The sequence below is a fragment of the Hyalangium ruber genome, from assembly GCF_034259325.1.
Classification (GTDB): domain Bacteria; phylum Myxococcota; class Myxococcia; order Myxococcales; family Myxococcaceae; genus Hyalangium_A; species Hyalangium_A rubrum.
The window spans coordinates 1-22,347 of sequence record NZ_JAXIVS010000001.1; the positions used below are offsets into that span (position 1 = coordinate 1).

A 22,347-nucleotide genomic window follows, 5' to 3' on the forward strand; every position below is an offset into this window, starting at 1 on the left:
CTCGGCCTTGGCAACGAACAGGCGACGCTTGAGCAGCTCCAACTCCAGCCGTAGCCGCTCATGCGAAGCACGCAGCACGTCCCGCTCGCTCTCCAACTGAGCGCTGCGCTGCCGCTCAGCGCTCAGCGCTCAGCAGCGCTTCAAGCTCGGCGATGCGCGCCAGCGTCGCGGCAGTGGGCTCCTGCAGGGGCACCTCGGCCTTGTAACCCCTCACCTCCGCGCTGTCGATACCTACCTCATAGGTAGGCGACCAGCGCGTGCAGCCCGCTCCACACCGTCCTCAATGCGGACGAGCTCCTCGACGCGGCGCCTCCACTCGCAGCCCGTCCAGCAACTCCTCCAGCACGTGCTCCTCCACCACCAGGTGGGCGGCTCCTTGCTCCAGCCCTTGCGGTACCTGGAAGCAGCCCTGGTCCAGCCGCTTGTAGAACAGGCACAGCCCCGTCCCATCGTAGAAGAGCACCTTGAGCGCCGTACGCCGCTTGCCGAAGAACACGAACAAAGCTCCGCTGCGCGCCGGGCGCTCCAGTCGTGTCTCCACCAACCCAGCCAGCCGCTCGAATCCCCAGCGCAAGTCAATGGGCTCCAGCCCAACGAATATCTCCACGCCGTGCGGAATCATCGCGCCAGGCTCCCTCTGCTGGCCCCGAGCGCCTCCAGCGCCACCCCCACGGTGGCCACCTGCGCTCCAGCCGGCACCAGCACTCGGGCTCCCTGCACTTCGATGATGACCGCCACCGACCGCGCCGCGGCCTCAGCCGGCTGCGGGGCTGGCGGCTGAGGGCCACCCACCAACCTCACCAGGGGCATTGCTCCTTCCTCTCGTGCTGGCTCCGCCAGTCGACTCGACCACCGGTAGAGCGTGCCGGCCGTAAACTCCTGGCCCTTGCAGTACTCCCCGGCGCTCTGACCGCTGGCGCGCCAGTCCTCCACCCGCTTCTTCCACACCTCGATGTCTGCCATGCGCCCCACCTTGCTCGCTCTGGCTCAGCTACTCCAGACGGGGCTCATGCAGCGGATACGCGGCGTGGACCGTGCTGATTAGCAGCCGGTCTCGACCGCGCCGATGTCCGGCGCTCCACCGCAGAACGGCAGGCCCACGTTCGTGCCCTGGTCCACCGCCGGGGCCGCCTGGGGCTGGAACTCCGCCGACAGCTGCGGGTCCGCCGACGTCGAGGTGAGATCGCCCGTTGTCTCCTTGAACAGATCCAGCCCCACCTCCGAGCCCCCCGCCTTGAACTGGGCGTTCGTCGGGAAGAGGTTGAACCCCATCTTCATCCCCGGACGCTGACCGCCCAGGTTCACCGCCAGCGCGGCGTCGATGATGTTGTTCTCCACGGTGACGTTGCTCGTCGGGCCTCCCGTGCCATGCCCCAGCACCAGCGCCGCCGCCGCCACGCGCGTGATGGTGTTGTTCACCACCACCGTGCCCTCGGAGTTCTCCAGGCGGATGCCAGAGCCCTCGCCCCCGTTCTGGTTGGTGATGTCATAGACGCGGTTGCGCCGGATGATCACACCGCTCGGCACGGGACCCTCGCGATTGCCTCCCACCGAGATGCCCTTGCCCGAGTCGTACACATCGTTGTTCTCGATGAGCACGTTGCGCGCCGAGTAATGCACCACCACCGCGTCGCCCTTCGCCGTCGACGACGGCTTGAAGCGGTGCATCCGGTTGTTGCGGATCACCACGTCGTGGCAGGTCTTGATATCCACCGCGTTCTCACGGTTGGCGTAGAAGTGGTTGTTCTCCACCACCAGCCCCTTCGCCGGCGGCAGGCTGCTGAACCCCTCGGGCCCCAGGCACTGCACCGAGTCACCCGAGTTGTCGTGGATGTCGTTGTTGCGCACCGTGATGTCGACCGACGAGGGCTGCACCACCACGCCGTGCGAGTCCTGGTTGCCCGTCTTCTTCACGAAGTCGTGGATGTGGTTGTTCTCGATGACCGCGCCCGTGGCCTTGCCATAGGTCGTCACGCCCGCGCCCCCCGCGCCGTGGTGCAGCTCCGAGTTGGCCAGCACCGAGCCGCGCACGTCTCCCTCGAAGGTGACGCCAAACCGCGCCTCTCCCTGCACGTCGATCTCGAAGCCGTCGATGATCCAGTTCGGCCGGCTCACCTGCACCAGCGCGCCACTGCCCCCGCTGGGGATGATGCGCGGCTTGCCCTCGCCCTGGAGGGTGATCTTCGCATCGGCCGTTCCCGCCTTCACGTTCTGCCCCAGGGCGAGGGTCTCGGCATAGGTGCCCGGCAGGACGCGGATGATCTCGCCCGGCCCCACCACGCTCAGCGCCTTGCCGATGGTCCGGAAGGGCTGCGCGGCGCTGCCCGCCGCGGTATCGCTGCCCGAAGCGCTCACCACCCACTCCCGCACCGGCGGCTTGGCGGTCGTCTCGGGCGCGGAGGTCTGCTCTCCCGGCTGGAGTGCGATGGGCGTATGGCCCTCGTGCGCCGGCAGGTCCGCCACCGGGGTATTCGGAACGGGCTGCGCGCCGACAGGAACCGGCTGGCCCATGGCCGTAGTGGACTCAGAGTCCCCCGGAGTGGGGGTAGGCGTCGGGGACGCGCCCACGTTCGGCGTGGCTGCGCGAGGTACACCCGCGGTCGCATTCGAGGCCGCCGGGGCCTCGTCCACCGAGCCCGTATCTCCGGGCTGACAGGCCCATAGGCCGGTCGAGAGCAGGCAAGCGGCCATCCAGGCCGCCAGGGACTTCCGCATCAGTTGCCTCCTAAAAGGTGGGTGAGCATGGCCAACGCATGGCCCCGGGCCACCTATTCGTCCTGGAGTCTCCTGAGCATGCGTCCCAGCAAGCGCTCGAAGTGGCGGCCGGTGCTCGACACGGCTACGGTCCTTACGCCGTGCTCAAGGCCGCCACCACCCTGCTTGCGCTGCTGCTCGCCGCCTGCGCCACTCCGTCTCCGGCTCCGTCTCCCGGGCCCAGCGACACGGCGCCCGCGGCGCGTCCTGCCGCGCCCACGGACGTGAGCGTTCCTCCCCTGCCCGAGGAGGATCCGCTGTCCCAGCGGCTGACGGCCCCCACGGACGTGAAGCGGCTCGACTTTCGCGGCGGCGAGCCGCAGGTCCCCATCCGGTTGATGGAGGGCCGGCCACAAGTGACGTTCTCTCCCCGAGGGCGGATGCGGCTGCGCTTCGGCGGCCCCGAGGACAAGGTGCTCGAGGCCCCCGCCGGCACCGTGTGGAAGGTCCGCGTCACCCAGGGCGAGCCCGCGGTGCTCAGCTCCCGAGTGCAGCTCGAGGAGTTCCGGTTCGCGGACAAGACGGGCTTGGCGACAGCGCAGGAGGAGTGGCAGGCCCGAGGCCTGTCCGTGCGCACCCATGTCCTGGGGGCCCTCTATGGCATCGCCGGCAAGGTCATCGACAACCGGCGCTACCTGCTGCTGGTGGACGAAGAGCTCACGCACGAGGAGGCCGTCGCGCGGCAGGCGGAGCTGCTTCGCCAGTTCGGAACGCGGACGACGCTCTTCGAGGAGGTGCGCACCCCGGCGCGCGGCATCCTCGAGGTGCGCGACAGGACCGGCGGCGTGGTGGGCCTGGCCCAGGACACGCTCATGGCGGAGACGCTGGATGGAGCGGGCTTCGACGTGCGGCAGGTGGAGCACAACGTCGGCTACGACAACCACGGCTTCGAGGACCGCAGCTTCCGGGGCACGCTGCAGCTCGCGGTGGATCGCTTCGGCACGCTGGCGGTGGTGAACGGGGTGAAGCTGGAGGAGCTGCTCAAGGGCCTGGTGCCCTCGGAGATCTACGCCCGCGCGCACATGGAGGCCCTCAAGGCCCAGGCGGTGACGGCTCGGGGCGAGGTGCTGGCCAAGGTGGGCGTGAAGCACCTGGCGGACCCGTACCTGCTGTGCTCCGAGCAGCACTGCGCCGTGTACCGGGGCCGCACGGGCGAAGCGGCCAGCACCAGCGCGGCGGTGGAGGCCACCCGGGGCGAGGCGCTCTTCTCCCAGGACGGGCGGCTGGTGGACTCGGTCTACAGCGCCATGTGTGGCGGCCACACGGAGGACAACGAGATCGTCTGGGGAGATCCGCCGGACCCCAGCCTGCGCGGACGGCCGGACCTGCTGGAGCCTCCCGCCGGGGCACCCTCCCCTTCCAATCTCGAGGAGTTCCTGAAGGCCACGGACCTGCCGGCCGCGTGCCGGCTGTCCAGCTTCGCGCAGCCGAGCAAGTTCCGCTGGGAGAAGCGCTTCTCGGCGGCGCAGGTGAACGCCTTCACGGAGAAGCTGGGCGTCGGCCCCGTGCAGGCGATGACGCTCGAGGAGCGGGGCGTCTCGGGCCGGGCCCGGCTGCTGATGATCTCCGGAGAGCGCGGCGCCACGCAGATTCGCGGAGAGCTGAACATTCGCCGGCTCTTCGGGATGCTCAACAGCAGCATGGCGGTGGTGAGGGCCGAGCGAGACGCCGAGGGCCGCATTACCAGTTGGGTGTTCCGGGGCGGCGGCTGGGGCCACGGGGTCGGAATGTGCCAGACGGGGGCCATCGGTCGAGCGGAGGCGGGCCAGCGCTACCGGGACATCCTCCACCACTACTACAACGGAGCCGAGGTAGCCCCCATCTACTAGCTCCCCCTCCCGCCAGGAGAGGACCCCGGGACGGGGCCGGCGGTGTCCAGAGACGATTCCTGGGAAAATACAGCCGCTCTCCTGTTCTCCTGGCGACGGCTTGGGAGTAGCAAGGCGCTTCGAGGGTTATCATTCAAGACGTGGTCACACACACACCGGCAGACAGGCGCAGGCGGAGAAAGGAGGGGCCTGGACGGCTCCTCCTGGCGTTCCTGCTCGCCCTGCTGGCGCATGTGGCCTTCGTAGGAGGAATCATCCTCCTGTCCTACATCCAGGTGAACCTGCCGGGAGGCGACAAGCAGCTGACCCGCAAGCCCAGCGCCGTCGCCGTGCGGCCGCTGACCGCGGACCAGTGGGCGAAGAACCGCGGCGAGTCCAAGCCCTCGAAGAGCCAGACGACCGAACGCCCCCGCCTCGAGGAGAAGAAGGAAGAGAAGAAGGACCGGAAGCGGCCCGACGGCCAGGTGGTGGACGTGCAGCGGGGCAACGAGCAGGAAGCCCCGGACGCGAAGTACATCGCCGAGCGGGACAACAAGGTGGCCAAGGAGACGAAGGCCCGCGAGCAGACGGCCCACTACCGCAACGCCATGCCTCAGCAGACGGCGCCGCAGTCGCGCCAGGGCGATGGCCAGCAGGCCGTGGAGCAGCCCCAGGTCGCTGGCAACAACGGGCTGGGCCAGGACGAGCTCCCCATGAGCGGAGGCGAGACCAAGCCCCGCTTCGAGCTTCCCGATGCGCGCAAGAAGCAGGAGATCGCGCTGAAGACGGACCCGAGCTCGCCGGGGCCGGGCATGGAAGTGAACAACCGCAACGAGAGCGATGAGATCGCGGGCAACTCCAAGCGGCTGCGCGTCAACAACGGCACCGGCGCGGACGAGAACCAGGGCTCCATGGGGCGCGTGGGCCTGCCCGGAGTGGCTACACTGATGCCCTCGCAGGCGGTGATGGACAAGCTCATCGGCGCGGCGCCCAACGATCACCTCCGGGACGTGGACGAGGGCGAGGGCACCCTGCTCAACACCCGCGAGTGGAAGTACGCCAGCTTCTTCAACCGGGTGAAGCAGAGCGTGGGGATGTACTGGAACCCCAACTCCCTGCTCCGCCGCAGGGACCCGACCGGCGCCATCTACAGCGGCAAGGACCGGTACACGCTGGTCAACGTGACGCTGAACGAGCGGGGCCTGGTCGAGGACATCCGCGTGGAGAAGAGCAGCGGCCTGGACTTCCTGGACCTGGAGGCCGTGGACTCCTTCCAGCGCGCGCAGCCCTTCCCCAACCCGCCGCCCGGGCTGCTGGAGGACGACTCCAAGGTGCGCTTCTCCTTCGGCTTCTTCCTGGAGATGGGTGGCGGCCCGCGGATGCGCCTCTTCCGGCAGTCCAATTGACAGAAGCGCACGGGAGGCTCGCGGCCGGAGCGCGGGGACATTAGGGTTCCACCTCCGTGGAAGCCTCCATCTCAACCCCTCTCGATGCCTACACGGAGCGCAACCGGAAGGTCCGCCGGGTGCTCGCGGCCATCCTCGCCGCCAACTGGGCCGTGGCCATCGCCAAGCTCGGCTTCGGCCTGCTCCACCAGTCGGCCTCGGTGACAGCGGACGGCCTGCACTCCTTCATCGACGGCAGCTCCAACATCATCGGCCTGGTGGCCATGACGGCGGCGGCCCGCCCCGCCGATGAGGACCACCCCTACGGCCACGGCAAGTTCGAGGCGATCGCCTCGCTGGGCATCGGGGCGATGATCGGCATCGGCATGCTGGAGCTGGGGCGCATGGCGCTCGACTCGCTGCTGCATGACCGGCACCCCACGGTGACACCCATCATGGCGGGGGTGATGCTGTGTACCCTCGTGGTGAACCTCGCCGTCACCCGCGTGGAGCGCTCCTACGGCCAGAAGCTCAAGAGCTCACTGCTGCTGGCGGATGCCAACCACACCCTCTCGGACGTGTTCGTCACGCTGGCGGTGCTGTTGTCCCTGCTGCTGGTGTGGATGGGCTACCCGCGCGCGGACGGGGTGATCGCCCTGCTGGTGATGGTCTTCGTGGCCTGGGTGGCCTACGGCATCGTCCGGCAGGCGGTGGGCATCCTCTCGGACACGGCGCGCCTGGATCCGACGAAGGTCTCGGAGCTCACCATCAGCGTGCCAGGCGTGCGCTCGTGCCGGGACGTCCGCAGCCGAGGCATGGAGGACAGCGTCTACGTGGACCTGAAGATCGAAGTGGACCCGAACCTCACCACGGCCCAGGCCCACGACGTGGCGGACCAGGTGGAGCAGAAGCTCCACTCCGCCTTCCCACAGGTGGTGGATGTGGTGGTGCATGTGGAGCCCGCGCGCGCGGCGGGCTGACGCTCACCACTGAGGCGAAGGGCTCGGCAGCCTCGGAAGCTGGCGCGGCAGGTTGCGCCGCACGTTGTTGGCGAAGTCGGAGGCGGCGGAGTGGAGCGAGGTGACCGTCCGCTGCCCGATATTCTCGCGGTAGGACAGGGACGTCGCGTAGACGGGCCCGCCCAGGAGCAACACCACCGCCGGGACGATGCACAGCCCCAGGGGAGGCAGCGCCGCGAGCACCAGCCCGAAGCTGCGCCGGACCGGCGAAGCGAAGCCGGGCGAGCGCTGCAGTTTGGCGAGGCCGCGCGCGAAGAGCAGCCCGCCCACCCATCCCAGCAGGCACGCCAGCCCCCAGCTCATCCCACCCACCGCCGTGCCCAGTACGGGCCGCAGCAACGTGGGCTGAAGCACGCCCAGCAGACACGCGAGGACCACCGGACTCCCCGCGATAATCAACACCAGCCCCCACTGCCGACCGTTGAGCCTCGCCACCCGTCCACCTCCCCGCGAAGGACGATGTGAAGCCCTCCTTGGAGCGCCAAGGGGCCGAGCAACCGGCATGTCCGGCGCTTGACAGGCCTGGGGGCGGTCGACCAGCGTCCCGTGCATCCCCGGGACATGACGCCTGGGGCCGCCACGAGGGGGGCACATGAAGGAAGTCGAGGACCAGAGCCAGGGGCGCAAGCTGCTAACCGTGGTTGAGCGCATCATCGCCGACACGGACAGCCTGATCGCGCTCTCCCAGGAGCACCTGCGCCGCGCCCAGCAGCAGAAGCTGGACGACGAGCTGGCCACGATCGAGGCGGCGGCGCTGGAGGTGGTCCGTCACTTCTCCAACCGCACCGCCATCACCGGTGGCCTGGCGGCGGCCCCAGCGCTCATCCCCGGCGCGGGCACCCTGCTGGCGGCCGCGGGCGGCACGCTGGCGGACATGGGCATGGTGCTCAAGTACGAGGTGGAGATGGCGCTGGTGCTCAGCCACCTCTACGGCTTCGACATCACCCAGGACAAGGAGCGCCAGCTCGCCTTCCTCATGGCGTCCGTGAGCACCTACAACGCCAAGAGCGGCCGTAACTTCTTCGTGGATGTGGCGCACGCCGAGAGCATCGCCATCTGGAAGTACGCGCCCCGCGAAGTGTCGAAGATGCTGGTGAGCGTGTTCACCAAGATCGCCTTGATGCAGCTCTCCAAGAGCCTGCTGCGCGCGCTGCCGCTGGTGGGCATCGCCGTGGGCTCCTCGATGAACAAGGTGCTCACTGGCCGCGTGGGCGAGCGCTGCATGCAGGACCTCAAGGTGCGGCGTCAGTTCGCGAAGGAGCAGGCACCGGCCGAGGAAGTGGTGGAGGCCAAGGTCCGCAAGCCCAAGAAGAAGAAGAAGGCGAGTTGATTCCCTCGCCCCTGCAGTACCGAATGAGGAGACACCGATGACCATCCAGTCCATGTTCACAGTCGAAGGCATGACGCTGCGCGACTGGTTCGCGGGCCAGGCGCTCGCCGGACGGCTCGCGAGCCCGGAGATGACGGCGGCCGCCGCCCACAACCACGCGGAGCTCGCGCGGTGGGCGTATGCGGTGGCCCAGTCCATGATGGCGCAGCGCGATCAGCTCTATGCCAATGAGGAGCACGCCATGTGGGGCCCCGGCGAGCCGATGCCCCCGCCCCCCGAAGCCCAGCCCAAGTAGCCCGCCGCGCTTCTTTCCAAAGACGAAGGCCGTCTCCCCACTCGGGAGAGACGGCCTTTGTGCTTCACGAAGCCACAGACGCGGGGACTACGCCGCCTTCGGCGGCACCGGCGTCATGTACTCCTCCGTCGGAGGGCAGGAGCAGACGAGCTTGCGGTCACCCAGCACGTTGTTCAGGCGACCCACCGCCGGCCAGAACTTGCTCTCCACCACCCACTTCGTCGGGAACGCCGCCTTCTCACGCGAGTAGGGCCGGTTCCACTCCGGCGCGGTAATCACCCGAGCCGTGTGCGGCGCGTTCTTCAGGACGTTGTTGTCCTTGGGCGCCTTGCCCTCCTCGATCTCGCGGATCTCCTCGCGGATGGCGATCATTGCGTCGCAGAACCGGTCCAGCTCCGCCTTGGACTCGCTCTCCGTCGGCTCGATCATCAGCGTGCCCGCCACCGGGAACGACACCGTCGGCGCGTGGAAGCCGTAGTCCATCAACCGCTTGGCCACGTCCTCCACCTCGACGCCCGTTGTCTTCTTCAGCTGCCGCAGGTCCACGATGCACTCGTGCGCCACCCCACCCGTCTTGCCTCGGTAGAGCACCGGGTAGTGCGCGTCCAGCCGCCGAGCGATGTAGTTGGCGTTGAGGATCGCCATCTTCGTCGCCCGCGTCAGGCCCTCGCCGCCCATCATCGAGATGTACATCCACGAGATGAGCAGGATGCTCGCGCTGCCCCACGGGGCCGCCGAGATGGCACCAATGGCCTCCCCGCCACCCGTGGCGATGACCGGGTGCCCCGGCAGGAACTTCACCAGGTGCGACGCCACGCAGATGGGGCCCATGCCCGGGCCGCCACCGCCGTGCGGGATGCAGAACGTCTTGTGCAGGTTGATGTGGCACACGTCCGCGCCGAGCTGCCCCGGCTTCATCAACCCCACCTGCGCGTTCAGGTTCGCGCCGTCCATGTACACCTGACCGCCGCGCTCGTGGATGAGGGAGGTGATCTCCTTGATGCCCTCCTCGAACACGCCGTGCGTGGACGGGTACGTCACCATCAGCGCCGCGAGCCGGTCCTTGTACTCGTCCGCCCGAGCGCGCAGATCCGCGATGTCGATGTTGCCCTGGTCATCACACTTGGTGACGACCACGTGGTAGCCCGCCATCACCGCCGAAGCCGGGTTGGTGCCGTGCGCCGAGGACGGGATGAGGCACACGTCCCGGTGCCCCTGGCCCCGGCTCTGGTGGTAGGCGCGGATGACCAGCAGGCCCGCGTACTCGCCCTGGCTGCCCGCGTTCGGCTGCAATGAGCAGCCCGCGAACCCCGTCACCTCCGACAGCATGTTCTCCAGCTGCTCGAAGATGACCTTGTAGCCCGCCGCCTGCGCGGGAGGCGCGAACGGATGCAGCGCGCCGAACTGCGGCCACGTCACCGGGATCATCTCCGCGGTGGCGTTGAGCTTCATGGTGCAGGAGCCCAGCGGAATCATCGAGTGCGTGAGCGACAGGTCACGCGACTCGAGCCGCCGGATGTAGCGCAGCATCTCCGTCTCGGAGTGGTAGCTGTTGAAGACCTGGTGCGTGAGGAACGCGCTCTGGCGCCGCAGCCCCGCCTCCACCGGCGAGGAGCGGTTCGCGCCCAGCTGCTCCAAGGTGGCGCCCAGCGCCTTGCCCGCGCCGAACACCGAGAGGATGGCCTCCACGTCCGAGGCGCGCGTCGTCTCGTCCAGCGACACGCCAATGGAGCGCTCGTCGATGCGGCGGAAGTTCATCCCCTTCGCCTCGGCGCCCGCGAGCACCGCGCGCACCTGCTCCGCCGACAGCTCCACCCGCAGCGTGTCGAAGAACTGCTCGTGCCGAGGCTTGAGGCCCAGCTTCGTCAGCCCCTGGGCCAGCAGCACCGTGAGGCCGTGGACGCGCTCCGCGATGGCCTTGAGCCCCTGGGGCCCATGGTAGACCGCGTACATGCCGGCGATGACCGCCAGCAGCACCTGCGCGGTGCAGATGTTGCTCGTGGCCTTCTCGCGGCGGATGTGCTGCTCGCGCGTCTGCAGCGCCATGCGCAGCGCGCGCCGACCCTGCGCGTCCTCGGACACGCCGATGAGGCGGCCCGGCATCAGCCGCGTGTAGGCGTTCTTCGTCGCGAAGAAGCCCGCGTGCGGACCGCCGTAGCCCATGGGCACACCGAAGCGCTGGGCGCTGCCCACCGCCACATCCGCCCCCAGCTCGCCCGGAGGCGTCAGCAGCGTGAGCGCCAGCAGATCCGTGGCCATCACCACCATGCCGCCCGCCGCGTGTACCTTCTCCGCGAAGGCGCGGTAGTCCTGCACCACGCCGTCGGTGGCCGGGTACTGCAGCAGCGCGCCGAAGAACTTCTTCGAGCCCAGATCCACCGTGCGGTGGTCACCCACTACTACCTCCACGCCCAGCGGGAGGGCGCGAGTGCGCACCACGTCGATCGTCTGCGGATGGCACGCCTCGGAGACGAAGAAGGCCCCGTCCTGGAGGTCGCCCTTCACGTGCAGCGCCAGGCCCATGGCCTCGGCCGCGGCGGTGCCCTCATCGAGCAGCGAGGCGTTGGCCACCTCCAGGCCCGTCAGCTCCATCACCATCGTCTGGTAGTTGAGCAGCGCCTCCAGACGACCTTGGGCGATCTCCGCCTGGTAGGGCGTGTACTGCGTGTACCAGCCCGGGTTCTGGAAGATGTTGCGCAGGATGACGTTCGGCGTGTGGGTACCGGAGTAGCCCATGCCGATGAAGCTCTTGAAGACCCGGTTCTTCGCCGCGATGCCCTCGAGCGCCGCCAGCAGCTCGTGCTCACCCTGCCCCGCCGGCAGCCGCAGCGGCTCCTTGGAGCGGATGGCCTGGGGGATCGTCCGGTCGATGAACGCGTCCAGAGAGCTGGCATCCAGCACGGCCAGCATGGCCTTCAGCTCATGGTCATCCGGCCCGATGTGACGACCGGCGAAGGACTCCTGATACTTCCAGTTAAGGGACATGATGTTCGAGCGCTCGCGTGCGAGAGAATTCAAAGGCCGTGCGTAACAACCGGCGCGCGCGGATTCAGCCTGGGTTCGGCACTAGGCCTTCTTGACCAGGGTTTCGTAGGCCGCGGCGTCCATGAGCTCGCCCAGCTGCTGGGCATCCGAGGGCTCGATCTCGACGATCCAGCCGCTGCCGTAGGGGTCCGCGTTCACCGTCTGCGGGTTGTCGGAAAGCACGTCGTTCACCTTCACCACCTTGCCGCTGAGGGGTGCGAACAGCTCGGACACCGCCTTGGTGGACTCGATGACGCCGAACTGCTTACCCGCCGTGAGGGTGGAGCCCACCTTGGGCAGCTCCACGTACACCACGTCCCCCAGCGCCTCCTGCGCGTGAGCGGTGACGCCGATGATGACCGTGTTGCCCTGCTGGCGGGCCCACTCGTGGTCCTTGGTGTACTTCAGGTCCTTGGGGATGTCGGACATAGCGTTTGCTCCTCAGGCCAGGGGCCTACGGCTTTTTCCAGAAAGGGGTCTTCACGACCTGGGCGGCCACGGAGCGGCCACGGATCTCCACCTCGAAGGTGGAGCCCTCGGCCGCCAGCTCGGTGGGCACGTAGCCCATGCCAATCGGCTTCTTCACCGAGGGGCCCATCGTGCCGCTGGTCACCTCGCCCACCCGCTGCCCATCCTTGAGGATGGGGTAGCCATGGCGCGGAATGCCGCTGCCCGTCAGCTCGAAGCCCACCAGCTTGCGCTTGAGGCCCTCGGCCTTCTGCTTCTCCAGGGCCTGCTTGCCGATGAAGCCGCCGGGCTTGTCGAGTTTGACGATCCAGCCCAGACCCGCCTCCAACGCGGTATGGGCATCGTCGATGTCGTTGCCATAGAGCGCGTACTTCATCTCCGTGCGCAGGCTGTCGCGGGCGCCCAGGCCGCACGGCTTCACGCCGTCCGCCTGGCCTCCCTCCAGCAGTGCGTTCCAGAGCTTCTCCGCGTCGTTGGGCGCGCAGTACAGCTCGAACCCGTCCTCGCCGGTGTAGCCGGTGCGGGAGATGATGCACTTGACGCCCGCCACCTCGCCCTCGGTGAAGCGGTAGGTGTCCACCTGGGCCTTGGACACGTTCGTCTTCGTCAGGCGCTGCACCAGGCCCTCGGCCTTGGGGCCCTGCACGGCGATCTGCGCGTAGTCGTCTCCCCGGTCCACGGGCTTCACGCCCTGGGCGTGCTCGCGCATCCAGGCGAAGTCCTTCTCGCGGTTGGAGGAGTTGACGCAGATGAAGATGCGCTCAGGGGAGAAGCGGTAGGCGACGACGTCGTCCACGAAGGTGCCCTGCTCGTTGAGCAACCCCGCGTAGACCGCCTGCCCGTCCTTGCACCGGGCGAGATCATTGGAGATGAGCCGGTTGGCCGCCTCCAGGGCGCCGGGACCGGAGAACTCGATCTCGCCCATATGGGACACGTCGAAGAGCCCCACGGCGGTGCGCACGGTCTCGTGCTCGCCGAGGATGGAAGAGTACTGGACGGGCATGTCCCAGCCCGCGAAGTCGACCATTCGAGCGCCCAACTTGCGATGGGCCTCGTTGAGGGGCGTGCGCCGGGCCATGGTTCTCTCCTCTGGGGGGTGGGGGGGCGAAAGCGGGCGGACTATACCCACGCACCTCTTCCAATCAAGGCTGTCGCGGACCGTCTACACTGAGTGAGACATGAAGATTCGTAATCGGCTGAATCCATCCAATCCTTGCTTCTCCTTCGAGTTCTTCCCGCCGAAGACGGACGAGGGCACGGCGAACCTGCTCAAGACGCTGGAGGAGCTGGCGCCGTTGGATCCCGGCTTCGTCTCGGTGACGTACGGAGCGGGCGGCAGCACGCGAGACCGGACGGTGGAGCTCGTCACGCGCATCAAGCAGACCACCGGCATCGAGGCGATGGCGCACCTCACGTGCGTGGGGCACACGCGGGAGGAGCTGCGTGACGTGCTGCGTCGTCTGGCCGCGGCAAAGTTGGACAACGTGCTGGCGCTGCGCGGCGATCCGCCCCAGGGGCAGACGGAGTTCGTCCCCACGCCGGGCGGCTTCCGCTACGCCTCGGAGCTGGTGCAATTCATCCGAGAAGAGGATTTCAACTTCTGCCTCGGCAGCGCGTGCTATCCGGAAGGCCACGTGGAGACGCACTCCAGGGACGACGACCTCAAGCACCTGAAGGCCAAGGTGGACGCGGGGTTGGACTTCCTCATCACCCAGCTGTTCTTCGACAACGCCTTCTACTTCGACTTCGTGGAGCGGGCCCGCCGCGCGGGCATCAACGTTCCCATCGTCCCGGGGATCATGCCCATCACCAACTATGAGCAGGTGCAGCGCTTCACGCGCCTGTGCGGCGCGACGGTGCCCATGCGGCTGGCGCTCCAGCTCGAGCGCGTGAAGGACCAGCCGGACGCCGTGGTGCAGCTCGGCGTGGCGCACGCCACCGTGCAGTGCATGGAGTTGCTCTCGCGCGGCGTGCCCGGCATCCACTTCTATACGCTCAACAAGTCCCCGGCGACGCGGATGATCGTGGGCGCCTTGAGGGCCCGCTCATGAGCGGCCCGGGACTGAACCTGCCGGCGTCGGATCCGCGCGCGGTCGCGCTGCGCATGGTGCGCCCGCCCGCCTTCTTCCTGCTGTGCGTGGGCGTGCTGGCCATCCTGTTCAACACCGTGGGGCTGATCCTGGCCCTGCTGAAGGTCCCCTCCCCCTTCCCGCCTCCGCCGGATCAGCCTCCCGCGGTGCTGGAGGTCACCCCGGCCCTGGTGCTCACCATCCTGGCCGGAGTCACCTGCGGCGCCCTGTCCGTGTGGGGGGCGATGAGCGCCATGAAGCTGCGCGGCTATGGCCTCGCCACGGTGGGCGCCATCGCCGCGGCCTTCTGCCTATCGCCCACCGCCTGCATCGGCATTCCCGTCACCTGCTGGCTGCTCTTCATCCTCAGCCGTCCCGAGGTACGCAAGTCCTTCGAGCCGTGAGGAGACGCCAGGGCTTCAGGGCCACACGAGCATGAAGCTGCTGGCCTCGGTGAGGCACTTGCCGTTCAGGGCGACGCGCAGATAGGGACCGCGCCCCACCACGTGGACGTTGTTCGCGCCCTTCCCGTCGCTCAGGTACTCCAAGGCCCCACCACGCTCCGAGACCGCTCGCGCGCAGTCCGGGTTCGAGCCGACATAGCGCAGGCGGAGCTGGTCCCGGTGGGAGGGGTCCGAGGCGAAGGGGTGAATCCAGTACAGGTGCAGTGCCTCTTGCGGACGCTCGCACTTGCGCCGGTGGGTGGTCGGCCAGGCGGATCCGCGCCAGGAGGACTCGTCGCGATAGGAGGCGATCGTCCGCGCCGGTAGCACGCGGTTCGTGCTCGCCTCCCAGTCGTCCTGGGTGCAGGCGGCCACCGTCACGCGCGCGGTATCCGCCTGGTCTCCGCAGCGAACGGTGACCACGTACTCCCCTGCTTTGGGGGGCACCACGGCTTGTCCGTTGCTGACCGGCCGCTCCGGACCTCCCGCGGCGTCGCGGATGGAGATGTCCACCGCCGTCTGCTCGGCGAGCTTGCCCTGGGTGTCGAGGCCTCCCACGCGGAAGCTCTGCCCAAGGCTGACGGTCATCCCCCGCTTCCAGGAGTCCTCCATGGTGCTCTGGACGCGGGCCAACACGCTCGAATAGGGGCAGCCGCCCTGCGGCTCCTGGACGCGCTGCTTCCCAGGGGCCGCCGCGGCGCCGAGGGCCTGCAGCGCCACAATCACAGCCGCGCAGTGAATGAAGGACCGAACCAAGGGACACCTCCTGGGGGCGCAGGGCCCCGAAGCGAAACTCCCAGGGTTGGAGGGCCCTGCCCGGGCTTGTGACAAGGCAAGCGCTTCCAGCAGGCCCCTTCCCCTGCGAGAGCCCTGGAGCGCCTGGGGCCCCCAGCCGTCTCGGGGCAAACACTCGAAGCGGCCAAGCGCCGACACGATCGCTGTCCGGGCAAAGTCTTCTCCGTCCCCGACGTATCTTGGGTGGCCCCCGCCACGGGGGAGCCTGCCGAAGAGCGACACCGCGACGAGCCCGTCGCGGACGCGGCGGGCAGAACGCAGCACCTGGGAGAACCGCATGCCCACCCCTGCCACCCCGACCCTCTACACGCTAGAGGGCCAACCCGATTGGGGTCGCGCGACCCTGCTGGACGACAAGGACGGCAAGCTCACCCTCTTCTTCGAGCACGGGGGGCGGCGGGTCTTCATCAAGTCCCAGGTGAAGGGGCTCCAGGAAGCCGAGCTGAGCGAGGACGAAGCCCGGGCGCTCGATGCCCGACTGCGAGGAAAGCATCCCCGAGTCGGCGCGGCGAAGAAGGCCGCCAAGGCAAAGACCAAGTCCGCGGGGGCGCGCTCGCTCCTGGCCGTGTTCCCTTCCTTCGAGGCCCAGGTGCGCTGGTTCGAGACGTTCTTCCCCGGCGGCTTCGCGGGGGAGAAGTTCGTCTCCGAGGAGCGAGGAGCCCCCGAGGCCAAGGGCAAGAAGGGGTACAAGACCGCCGCCATCAAGCTCGCCCAGGAGCAGCTCTCGCCCGAGAAACTGGCGAGCGCCACGCCGGAGGAGACCTTCACCGTCTGCAACAAGCTGTTGGGATTCACCAACCTCGTCTTCCCCATGGAGGGCCCCATCCCCTTTTCCACCATGAAGGAGGAAGACCGAGCCGGATTCGTGGCGGCGCTGGGCGAGCTACTGCACGGCGAGGGCGCGCACGGGCCGCGCTTCGAGAAGCTCGCCAGTTCCATCCGTATCTGGGACGCGGAGGGACAGGGCCGCAAGGTCACCTGGCCCCTGGCCACGCTGCTGCAGGCGCTGTACGCCCCCACGCAGCACACCTTCGTGAAGCCCACTGTCTTCGAGCAGCAGGCGCTCATCTTGAACCTCACGGCGGACAAGCATGCGCCCGTGACCGGCGCCTCCTATGAGCGCTTCCTGGAAGTGGCGCGGAAGACGTCGGAGCGACTGGTGGCCGCCGGACACCAACCTCGCGACCTGATGGACGTCTACTCGTTCATCTGGCGCTCTCACAAAGAGAAGCCCGCCGCGTAGTCACCGCCCCACCCAACCTCAGGAGACCCCATGCCCACCCACGACAAGAAGAGCACGACCAAGAAGGCCACGACCTCCAAGGAGAAGCCCGCGGCCGCCAAGAAACTCCCCAAGGCAGGCAAGCCTTCCAACCCCTTCCTCGTGGAGAATCCGCCGCCGAGGATGCGCGGCAACCGGAAGTAGCCCCCCAGGAGTCCCCCGACACCATGAGCACTGACTGGATTGACGTCTCGGTCCCCCTGCGCACCGGCATGGTGCATTGGCCAGACAACCCGCCGGTGAAGATCGAGCGGGTGATGGATCTGGAGCGGGGCGATGTCGCCTCGGTCTCGTCGATGGCCATGGGGGTCCATACCGGCACGCATATGGACGCGCCCGCGCACTTCCAGCGCGGGGGCGTGGGCATCGACCGGATGCCCCTCGATGCGACGCTGGGGCTCGCCCGGGTGATCGAGATCCAGGACTCGGTGTCCATCAAGCGCGCGGAGCTCGAAGCCGCCAGCCTCCAGCCCGGAGAGCGGGTGCTGTTTCGCACCCGCAACTCGGAGCGCTGCTGGCAGACCGATGCCTTCATCGAGGACTTCGTCTTCATCTCCCGGGACGCGGCCGCCTACCTCGCCGAGCGTCGCGTGCGGACCGTCGGCGTGGACTACCTGTCCGTAGGCGGGTTCCGGGAGGATGCCGAGGAGACGCACCTGGCCCTGCTCCAGGCCGGCATCTGGGTCATCGAGGGTCTCAACCTCTCGTCGGTCCGAGCCGGAGCGTACGAGCTGATCTGCCTCCCCCTGCGCATCGAGGGGGGAGATGGAGCCCCCGCGCGAGCGGTGCTGAGGCCCCATCCAGGCTGAGAACCGGTGAAATGCCGGGCGCTACTGCCACTGATAGACGCGCACCCAGTCGATCTCGAACGTTTGCGGCGTCCGGCCGATCAGGTCCGCCGTCGACTGCGGCACGCCGTAGTACGGCGTCGTCGCTCCGTTCATGCCGAACGGGTAGCCGCCACCGACCGCCAGGTTCAGGATGATGTAGAGCGGCTTGTCGTAGACCCAGTTGCCGTAGCGCTGGACCTCCGCCTTGGTCGTCGTCTTCACCAGCGTCCCATCGACGAACCACTTGATCTCCGTCGGGGAGTACTCGGTGCGGTACACGTGCCAGTTGGCGACCGAGTCCACGGTGAACTGGCCGTTGATGGGCGTATTGCCCGAGTACCCAGGGCCGTGCAGCGCGGCGGACGTCCAGTTGCCGTAGCCCACGTTCTCCATGATGTCGAGCTCGCCGCAGGCCGGCCAGCCAATCGTGTTGATGTCATTGCCCAGCATCCAGAACGCCGGCCACAGGCCAGGCCCCACGGGCATCTTCAGCCGCGCCTCGACGGCGCCGTGACGGAACTCCCGCTTGCCCGCGCTCTCCAGCCGGCCCGAGGTGAACGGGTAGCCGTTGTTCGTCTCCCGGCGGGCGATGAGCTTCAGCGTCCCGTTGTTCACCTGCACGTTGTTGGACGACGTCGTGTACTGCTGCTGCTCGTTGTTGACGTGGATGTTCGTGACGTAGCTCCAGTTGCTGGCATCCACGCTGGTGCCGTTGAACTCGTCACTCCAGATCTGCTTCCAGCTCCCGCCGCCGCCACCGCCGCCCACCGCCGCCCACGAGAACGCCTCCCAGCACCCGGCCGTCGCGCGATCGGCGTACAGCGGCGCGTTCCCGCCGCGGTTCGTATCGGTCGACACGTACTTGCCGGTGCTCTTGGCGAGCAGGCCGATGGTGCCGTTGTTGAAGTCCACCCACGTGAAGCGCTCCCAGTCGCCAATGGCCGTCCGGTCGGCGACGAGCCGCCCGCCCAGGTTCGTGTCGGCCGAGACGTACTTCTGGGTCTCGGCGACGCGCAGCGCGATGGTGCCGTTACCCCCGTCGATGATCTGGAACTGCTCCCAGCCCGCCGCCGCCGCGCGGTCCGCCACCAGGGGCGCGTTCGCTCCGAGGTTCCCGTCCGCCGAGACGAACTTCTGGGTGAGGCAGGACTTCAACCAGATCGTCTGCCCGATCGGGGCCGCGACCGCCGCCTGCGCTACCGACTCCGTCGCCTCCGGAGCGCTCGGGCTCTCGGGTGAACAGGCCGGGGCTCCCAGCAGAAGCCCTCCAAGTCCCACCGCCAGGAGACCACGACCGCTCCGCACCGCCTTCAGGATCCTCAAAGTCACTCGACGCTCCTTGTGGTTCGCGCTCCTGGCGGGACCGCCAGGGATCTGAAAGCGCTTTCAATACACAAGGAATGACGCCTTATCCAGCTTTTTCTGTTTTGGCTTTAGTTCAGGACCTGTCAATCAACTGCTTGAGCAGGGGCTCCACGAGTTCCTGGCCCCGCAGCGTCTTGCGCCACCGCGCGGGAATGGCCTGGAGCCCCTCGCGGATCCCCGCGATGCCGCCCGCCACGCAAGCCGTGGTGTCCGTGTCCTTGCCCAGCGCCACGGCGGCCTTCACGACGCCTTCGTAGCTCGCCTCCGCCCGCACGCAGTCACGCGCCGAGCGCAGGCAGTCCACGACGTAGCCGGTGCCTCGCCCCAGGTCCGGCGCGTTCGGGCGAATGTGGGACTCCAGCTCCGTGTGGGCCTCCATGCCCTCGGGGTAGAGCTGGTGGAAGGTGGCCACGGCCTCGGCCCAGGGGTCCGCCGCGCCCTCCAACGTCCGCCGCGCCCAGAGGCAGTACAGCGCACAGCAGACCTGGGAGCGCAGGTGGCCGTGCGTCACCAGGGACTGCCTCATGGCGTCGTACACGAGCGCCTGGTCGGTCCCCGTGTGCCAGAGCGCCAGCGGCAGCACCCGCATCAACGAGCCGTTCCCATTGTCCATCTCGCCCTTGGGGCCTGACTTCAGCGCGGGCGTTCCCGCCCGGAAGATCGCCAGCGCGTTCGAGGTCTGGATGCCCACGTCGAAGACCTCGTGGTCCACGGCCATGTAGCCCAGCTCGTACCAGTTCCAGAGCCTGCGCCCGAGGTCCTCCGGATCCAGGTGCCCCTTGTAGAGCAGCGATGCGAGGAGGCACAGCGCGTGCGCGCCGTCATCGGACCACGTCCCGGGAGGCACGCGCGCATGCGCCCGACGGAAGCCCACGGGAGGCTCGAACTCGATCTGCTCCCTCGGGGGAATCTGCTCGGGCGGGTGGAACTCATACGGGACTCCCAGCGCGTCCCCGATGAGCAGCCCGTAGAGTCCCCCGGCGATCCGCTCCTCCCGGGTGGGCATCGCTACACCCCACCGGTCGCGGCGATGAAGGTGTTGCGCATCAGCATGGCGATCGTCATCGGCCCCACGCCCCCGGGCACCGGGGTGATGGCCGAGGCGCGCTCGGAGGCCGCCTGAAACTCCACGTCTCCCACCAGCTTCCCGTCCGCCTTGCGGTTCATGCCCACGTCGATGACCACGGCGCCCGGCTTGATCCACTCGCCCTTCACCAGCTCGGCCACGCCCACCGCGACCACGAGGATGTCCGCCATGCCCACCTCGCGGGGCAGATCGCTCTTGCGGTGGCAGATCGTCACCGTGGCGTCCGCCTGCAGCAGCATCAGCGCCATGGGCTTGCCGACGATGTTGCTGCGCCCCACCACCACGGCCCGCTTCCCCGCCGGGTTGCAGCCCGCCTCCTTCAGCAGCCGCATCACCCCGAACGGCGTGCAGGGCCTCAGCCCCGGCCGGCCCAGTGACAGGTTGCCCGCGCTGATCGGGTGGAAGCCGTCCACGTCCTTCTCGGGCTTCACCGTGGAGATGACCAGCTCCGCGTCGATGTGCTTGGGCAGCGGGAGCTGCACGAGGATGCCGTGGACCGCTGGGTCCTCGTTGAGCTGGCGCACCAGGGCCAGCAGCTCGTCCTGGGTGATGCTCGCGTCCCGGTGGTGCTCCCAGGAGTTGAAGCCCACCTCCCCGGCCGCCTTCTTCTTGCCGGTGACGTAGACCTTCGAGGCGGGATCCTCCCCTACCCGGACCACGGCGAGCCCGGGGACGAGCCCCCGCTCCGCCTTGAGCCGCTCGACATCCGCCTTCACCTCGGCCCGAACCTGGGCCGCGATTGCCTTGCCATCGATCAACTGAGCCATGGGCTGGCGGACTCTATGCGAAACTAGGTCCCAGCAAGGGAGTGACGCAGCGGTGGCCCCAGGAAAAGTTCTCGGTGCAATCGTCGGGTTGATGCTGGGCCTCTGGATCGGAGGCCCCCTGGCCATCATCCTGCTCACCTTCGCGGGCGCGGTGGCGGGACACTTCTACGACAACGCCACCGCCGCGCCTCCCGAGAATCCCGCCGAGGCGCTCGAGACCGGCCCCTTCCGGAACCCCGCCCCGGAGCCCCTTACGCAGGAGGCCCTCGACGAGCAGGCCCAGGAGCACTTCGCCCACCACCTGTGCGCCCTCTTCATCGAGGTGGCTCGGGTGGATGGCGACGTGAAGCGGGACGAGGTCCGCGTGGTGCGCGAGTACTTCCAGGAGCAGCTCAAGTACGGCCCCGAGGCGCTGGACATGGTCCGCCTCTACCTCAAGGAGTTCATCCAGAAGCCTCCCGCCCTGGAGGCGTCCATCGCGGCATGCCGCGACGAGCTGCCCACCGGCGATCGCCTGCTGCTCATCGACGCGCTCTACGAGCTGGCCCTCGTGGACGGGGACCTGAAGCGCTCCGAGCAGGAGGCCTTGCGCCTGATCGCCAAGGGGCTGGGCCTCACGGAGGAGGACCGGCGCGCGGTGGCGGCCCGCTACCTGGGCACGGGCCAGGCCCAGTACGCCCGGCTCGGCCTCGACCCGGAGGCTTCGGACGCGGAGGTGAAGCGCGCCTACCGCCAACTGGCCACCACCCATCATCCGGATCGCGTCTCCCACCTGGGCACCGGGGCGGTCGAGCAGGCCACCCGTCGCTTCCAGGAGATTCAGGACGCATATGAGGAGATCCGACGCCTGCGCGGATTGTAGCGGGCCGTTAAACCCTGAAACCCCGTACTGCTCGGGAGCACTGGTGTCTATGAGCCAACGCAACGGCCCCCCCAAGAAGAAGGATGAGGCGTTCCACAACAACCCCTTCAAGGACGCCATCAAGGCCATCCAGAAGAAGCCCGCCGAGCCCGCCCAGGCCCAGGCCAAGGCCAAGGCCCCGCCTCCACCGCCCCCCAAGAAGAAGGCCGTCCAGGAGGAGGACGATGCCGCCCTCTTCTACTCGGCCATGGATGGGGTCCAGCAGATCACCAACCGCGGCGAGGCCCCCGCGCCCAACCCGCGCCTGCCGGAGATCATCGACGAGAACGCCGAGGCGCTCGCCCAGCTCTCCGAGCTCGTCGCCGGCAGCGGGGACTTCGACATCTCCGACTCCACCGAGTTCATCGAGGGGGCCTCTCCCGGCACGGACCGAAACCTCCTGCGGGCGCTGCGCCGGGGCGACTTCTCCCTCCAGGGCAAGCTGGACCTGCACGGCATGACGGCGGTGGAGGCCAAGGGAGCCGTGGAGAAGTTCATCACCGAGAGCCGCCGCGCCAAGCGGCGCTGCGTGCTCATCGTCCACGGCCGAGGTTTGCACTCCAATGACCAGATCCCCGTGCTCAAGGAGCAGCTCAAGGGGTGGCTGAGCCAGAAGCGCATCGGCCCGCAGGTGCTGGCCTTCGCCTCCGCACGGCCCCAAGACGGGGGAGCGGGCGCCGTCTACGTGCTGCTTCGCAGGTAGCTGGACGCCCGGGCGGCACTGT

General features: G+C 68.4%; 23 protein-coding genes. 12 read left to right on the top strand and 11 right to left on the bottom strand.

Annotation, left to right across the window (positions count from 1 at the left end; translation table 11 throughout):
• Window positions 1–280: 280 nt before the first annotated feature.
• The 3 genes from tnpB to SYV04_RS00015 all read right to left on the bottom strand — a co-directional run bounded on the left by tnpB (window position 281) and on the right by SYV04_RS00015 (window position 2,715).
• The gene (tnpB, locus tag SYV04_RS00005; protein WP_321543469.1) at window positions 281–622 is read right to left on the bottom strand and encodes an IS66 family insertion sequence element accessory protein TnpB; all 342 of its coding nucleotides are present in this window, start codon (window positions 620–622) and stop codon (window positions 281–283) included.
• Entirely contained in the window at window positions 619–963 is a 345-nt protein-coding gene (tnpA, locus tag SYV04_RS00010; RefSeq protein WP_321543470.1) for an IS66 family insertion sequence element accessory protein TnpA, read from the bottom strand. Before tnpA ends, tnpB begins: the two co-directional genes overlap by 4 nt.
• Before the next feature lie 78 nt (window positions 964–1,041).
• Entirely contained in the window at window positions 1,042–2,715 is a 1,674-nt protein-coding gene (locus SYV04_RS00015) for a right-handed parallel beta-helix repeat-containing protein (protein WP_321543471.1), read from the bottom strand.
• Window positions 2,716–2,753: 38 nt separating this feature from the next.
• On the opposite strand from SYV04_RS00015, the gene SYV04_RS00020 reads away from it, so the two are divergent.
• The 3 genes from SYV04_RS00020 (at window position 2,754) to SYV04_RS00030 (ending at window position 6,927) form a co-directional block, all read left to right on the top strand.
• Complete coding sequence (locus SYV04_RS00020; RefSeq protein ID WP_321543472.1) at window positions 2,754–4,583, top strand: SpoIID/LytB domain-containing protein; 1,830 nt, start codon at window positions 2,754–2,756, stop codon at window positions 4,581–4,583.
• Between the two features lie 140 nt (window positions 4,584–4,723).
• The gene (locus tag SYV04_RS00025; protein WP_321543473.1) at window positions 4,724–5,968 is read left to right on the top strand and encodes an energy transducer TonB; all 1,245 of its coding nucleotides are present in this window, start codon (window positions 4,724–4,726) and stop codon (window positions 5,966–5,968) included.
• Between the two features lie 56 nt (window positions 5,969–6,024).
• A complete protein-coding gene (locus SYV04_RS00030) occupies window positions 6,025–6,927 on the top strand; it encodes a cation diffusion facilitator family transporter (protein ID WP_321543474.1) in 903 nt (300 codons plus the stop codon).
• A 3-nt stretch (window positions 6,928–6,930) separates the two neighbouring features.
• On the opposite strand, the gene SYV04_RS00035 is transcribed toward SYV04_RS00030, so the two are convergent.
• Complete coding sequence (locus SYV04_RS00035; protein ID WP_321543475.1) at window positions 6,931–7,401, bottom strand: hypothetical protein; 471 nt, start codon at window positions 7,399–7,401, stop codon at window positions 6,931–6,933.
• Window positions 7,402–7,558: 157 nt separating this feature from the next.
• On the opposite strand from SYV04_RS00035, the gene SYV04_RS00040 reads away from it, so the two are divergent.
• Together SYV04_RS00040 and SYV04_RS00045 are read left to right on the top strand one after the other, a co-directional pair.
• Complete coding sequence (locus tag SYV04_RS00040; RefSeq protein ID WP_321543476.1) at window positions 7,559–8,296, top strand: EcsC family protein; 738 nt, start codon at window positions 7,559–7,561, stop codon at window positions 8,294–8,296.
• 37 nt (window positions 8,297–8,333) lie between these two features.
• Window positions 8,334–8,591 (top strand): hypothetical protein, encoded by a 258-nt coding sequence (locus SYV04_RS00045; protein ID WP_321543477.1) that lies wholly within the window; start codon window positions 8,334–8,336, stop codon window positions 8,589–8,591.
• Between the two features lie 87 nt (window positions 8,592–8,678).
• Here SYV04_RS00045 and gcvP read toward each other — a convergent pair whose 3' ends face one another.
• The 3 genes from gcvP to gcvT form a co-directional block, all read right to left on the bottom strand.
• A complete protein-coding gene (gcvP, locus tag SYV04_RS00050; RefSeq protein ID WP_321543478.1) occupies window positions 8,679–11,576 on the bottom strand; it encodes an aminomethyl-transferring glycine dehydrogenase in 2,898 nt (965 codons plus the stop codon).
• An 81-nt stretch (window positions 11,577–11,657) separates the two neighbouring features.
• Window positions 11,658–12,044: a glycine cleavage system protein GcvH gene (gene gcvH, locus SYV04_RS00055; protein ID WP_321543479.1), complete on the bottom strand. Its 387-nt coding sequence runs from the start codon at window positions 12,042–12,044 to the stop codon at window positions 11,658–11,660.
• A 25-nt stretch (window positions 12,045–12,069) separates the two neighbouring features.
• Window positions 12,070–13,161 carry a glycine cleavage system aminomethyltransferase GcvT gene (gene gcvT / locus SYV04_RS00060; protein ID WP_321543480.1) on the bottom strand — a complete coding sequence of 364 codons (1,092 nt, stop codon included), beginning with the start codon at window positions 13,159–13,161 and terminating at the stop codon, window positions 12,070–12,072.
• Between the two features lie 100 nt (window positions 13,162–13,261).
• Between gcvT and metF the strand changes: the two genes are divergently transcribed.
• Window positions 13,262–14,134 (top strand): methylenetetrahydrofolate reductase [NAD(P)H], encoded by an 873-nt coding sequence (gene metF / locus SYV04_RS00065; protein ID WP_321543481.1) that lies wholly within the window; start codon window positions 13,262–13,264, stop codon window positions 14,132–14,134.
• Window positions 14,131–14,556 carry a hypothetical protein gene (locus tag SYV04_RS00070; protein ID WP_321543482.1) on the top strand — a complete coding sequence of 142 codons (426 nt, stop codon included), beginning with the start codon at window positions 14,131–14,133 and terminating at the stop codon, window positions 14,554–14,556. The genes metF and SYV04_RS00070 overlap by 4 nt, the downstream gene beginning before the upstream one ends.
• 15 nt (window positions 14,557–14,571) lie before the next feature.
• Here SYV04_RS00070 and SYV04_RS00075 read toward each other — a convergent pair whose 3' ends face one another.
• Window positions 14,572–15,351, bottom strand: coding sequence for a hypothetical protein (locus SYV04_RS00075; protein WP_321543483.1), 780 nt, complete (start codon window positions 15,349–15,351; stop codon window positions 14,572–14,574).
• 316 nt (window positions 15,352–15,667) lie between these two features.
• Between SYV04_RS00075 and SYV04_RS00080 the strand changes: the two genes are divergently transcribed.
• From SYV04_RS00080 to SYV04_RS00090, 3 genes are read left to right on the top strand one after another with little or no spacing between them, the layout of a single operon-like run.
• A complete protein-coding gene (locus SYV04_RS00080) occupies window positions 15,668–16,633 on the top strand; it encodes a hypothetical protein (RefSeq protein ID WP_321543484.1) in 966 nt (321 codons plus the stop codon).
• 30 nt (window positions 16,634–16,663) lie between these two features.
• Window positions 16,664–16,816: a hypothetical protein gene (locus tag SYV04_RS00085; RefSeq protein ID WP_321543485.1), complete on the top strand. Its 153-nt coding sequence runs from the start codon at window positions 16,664–16,666 to the stop codon at window positions 16,814–16,816.
• Between the two features lie 23 nt (window positions 16,817–16,839).
• Window positions 16,840–17,481 (top strand): cyclase family protein, encoded by a 642-nt coding sequence (locus SYV04_RS00090; protein ID WP_321543486.1) that lies wholly within the window; start codon window positions 16,840–16,842, stop codon window positions 17,479–17,481.
• Between the two features lie 21 nt (window positions 17,482–17,502).
• On the opposite strand, the gene SYV04_RS00095 is transcribed toward SYV04_RS00090, so the two are convergent.
• The 3 genes from SYV04_RS00095 to folD form a co-directional block, all read right to left on the bottom strand.
• Window positions 17,503–18,831 (bottom strand): family 16 glycosylhydrolase, encoded by a 1,329-nt coding sequence (locus tag SYV04_RS00095; RefSeq protein WP_321543487.1) that lies wholly within the window; start codon window positions 18,829–18,831, stop codon window positions 17,503–17,505.
• 109 nt (window positions 18,832–18,940) lie between these two features.
• A complete protein-coding gene (locus tag SYV04_RS00100; protein ID WP_321543488.1) occupies window positions 18,941–19,873 on the bottom strand; it encodes an ADP-ribosylglycohydrolase family protein in 933 nt (310 codons plus the stop codon).
• A 2-nt stretch (window positions 19,874–19,875) separates the two neighbouring features.
• Entirely contained in the window at window positions 19,876–20,721 is an 846-nt protein-coding gene (gene folD / locus SYV04_RS00105; protein WP_321543489.1) for a bifunctional methylenetetrahydrofolate dehydrogenase/methenyltetrahydrofolate cyclohydrolase FolD, read from the bottom strand.
• 52 nt (window positions 20,722–20,773) lie between these two features.
• On the opposite strand from folD, the gene SYV04_RS00110 reads away from it, so the two are divergent.
• Both SYV04_RS00110 and SYV04_RS00115 read left to right on the top strand, forming a co-directional pair.
• On the top strand, window positions 20,774–21,583 hold the full coding sequence (locus tag SYV04_RS00110; protein WP_321543490.1) for a TerB family tellurite resistance protein: 810 nt from the start codon (window positions 20,774–20,776) through the stop codon (window positions 21,581–21,583).
• Between the two features lie 49 nt (window positions 21,584–21,632).
• Window positions 21,633–22,325, top strand: coding sequence for a Smr/MutS family protein (locus tag SYV04_RS00115; RefSeq protein ID WP_321543491.1), 693 nt, complete (start codon window positions 21,633–21,635; stop codon window positions 22,323–22,325).
• The last annotated feature ends 22 nt before the right edge of the window (window positions 22,326–22,347 follow it).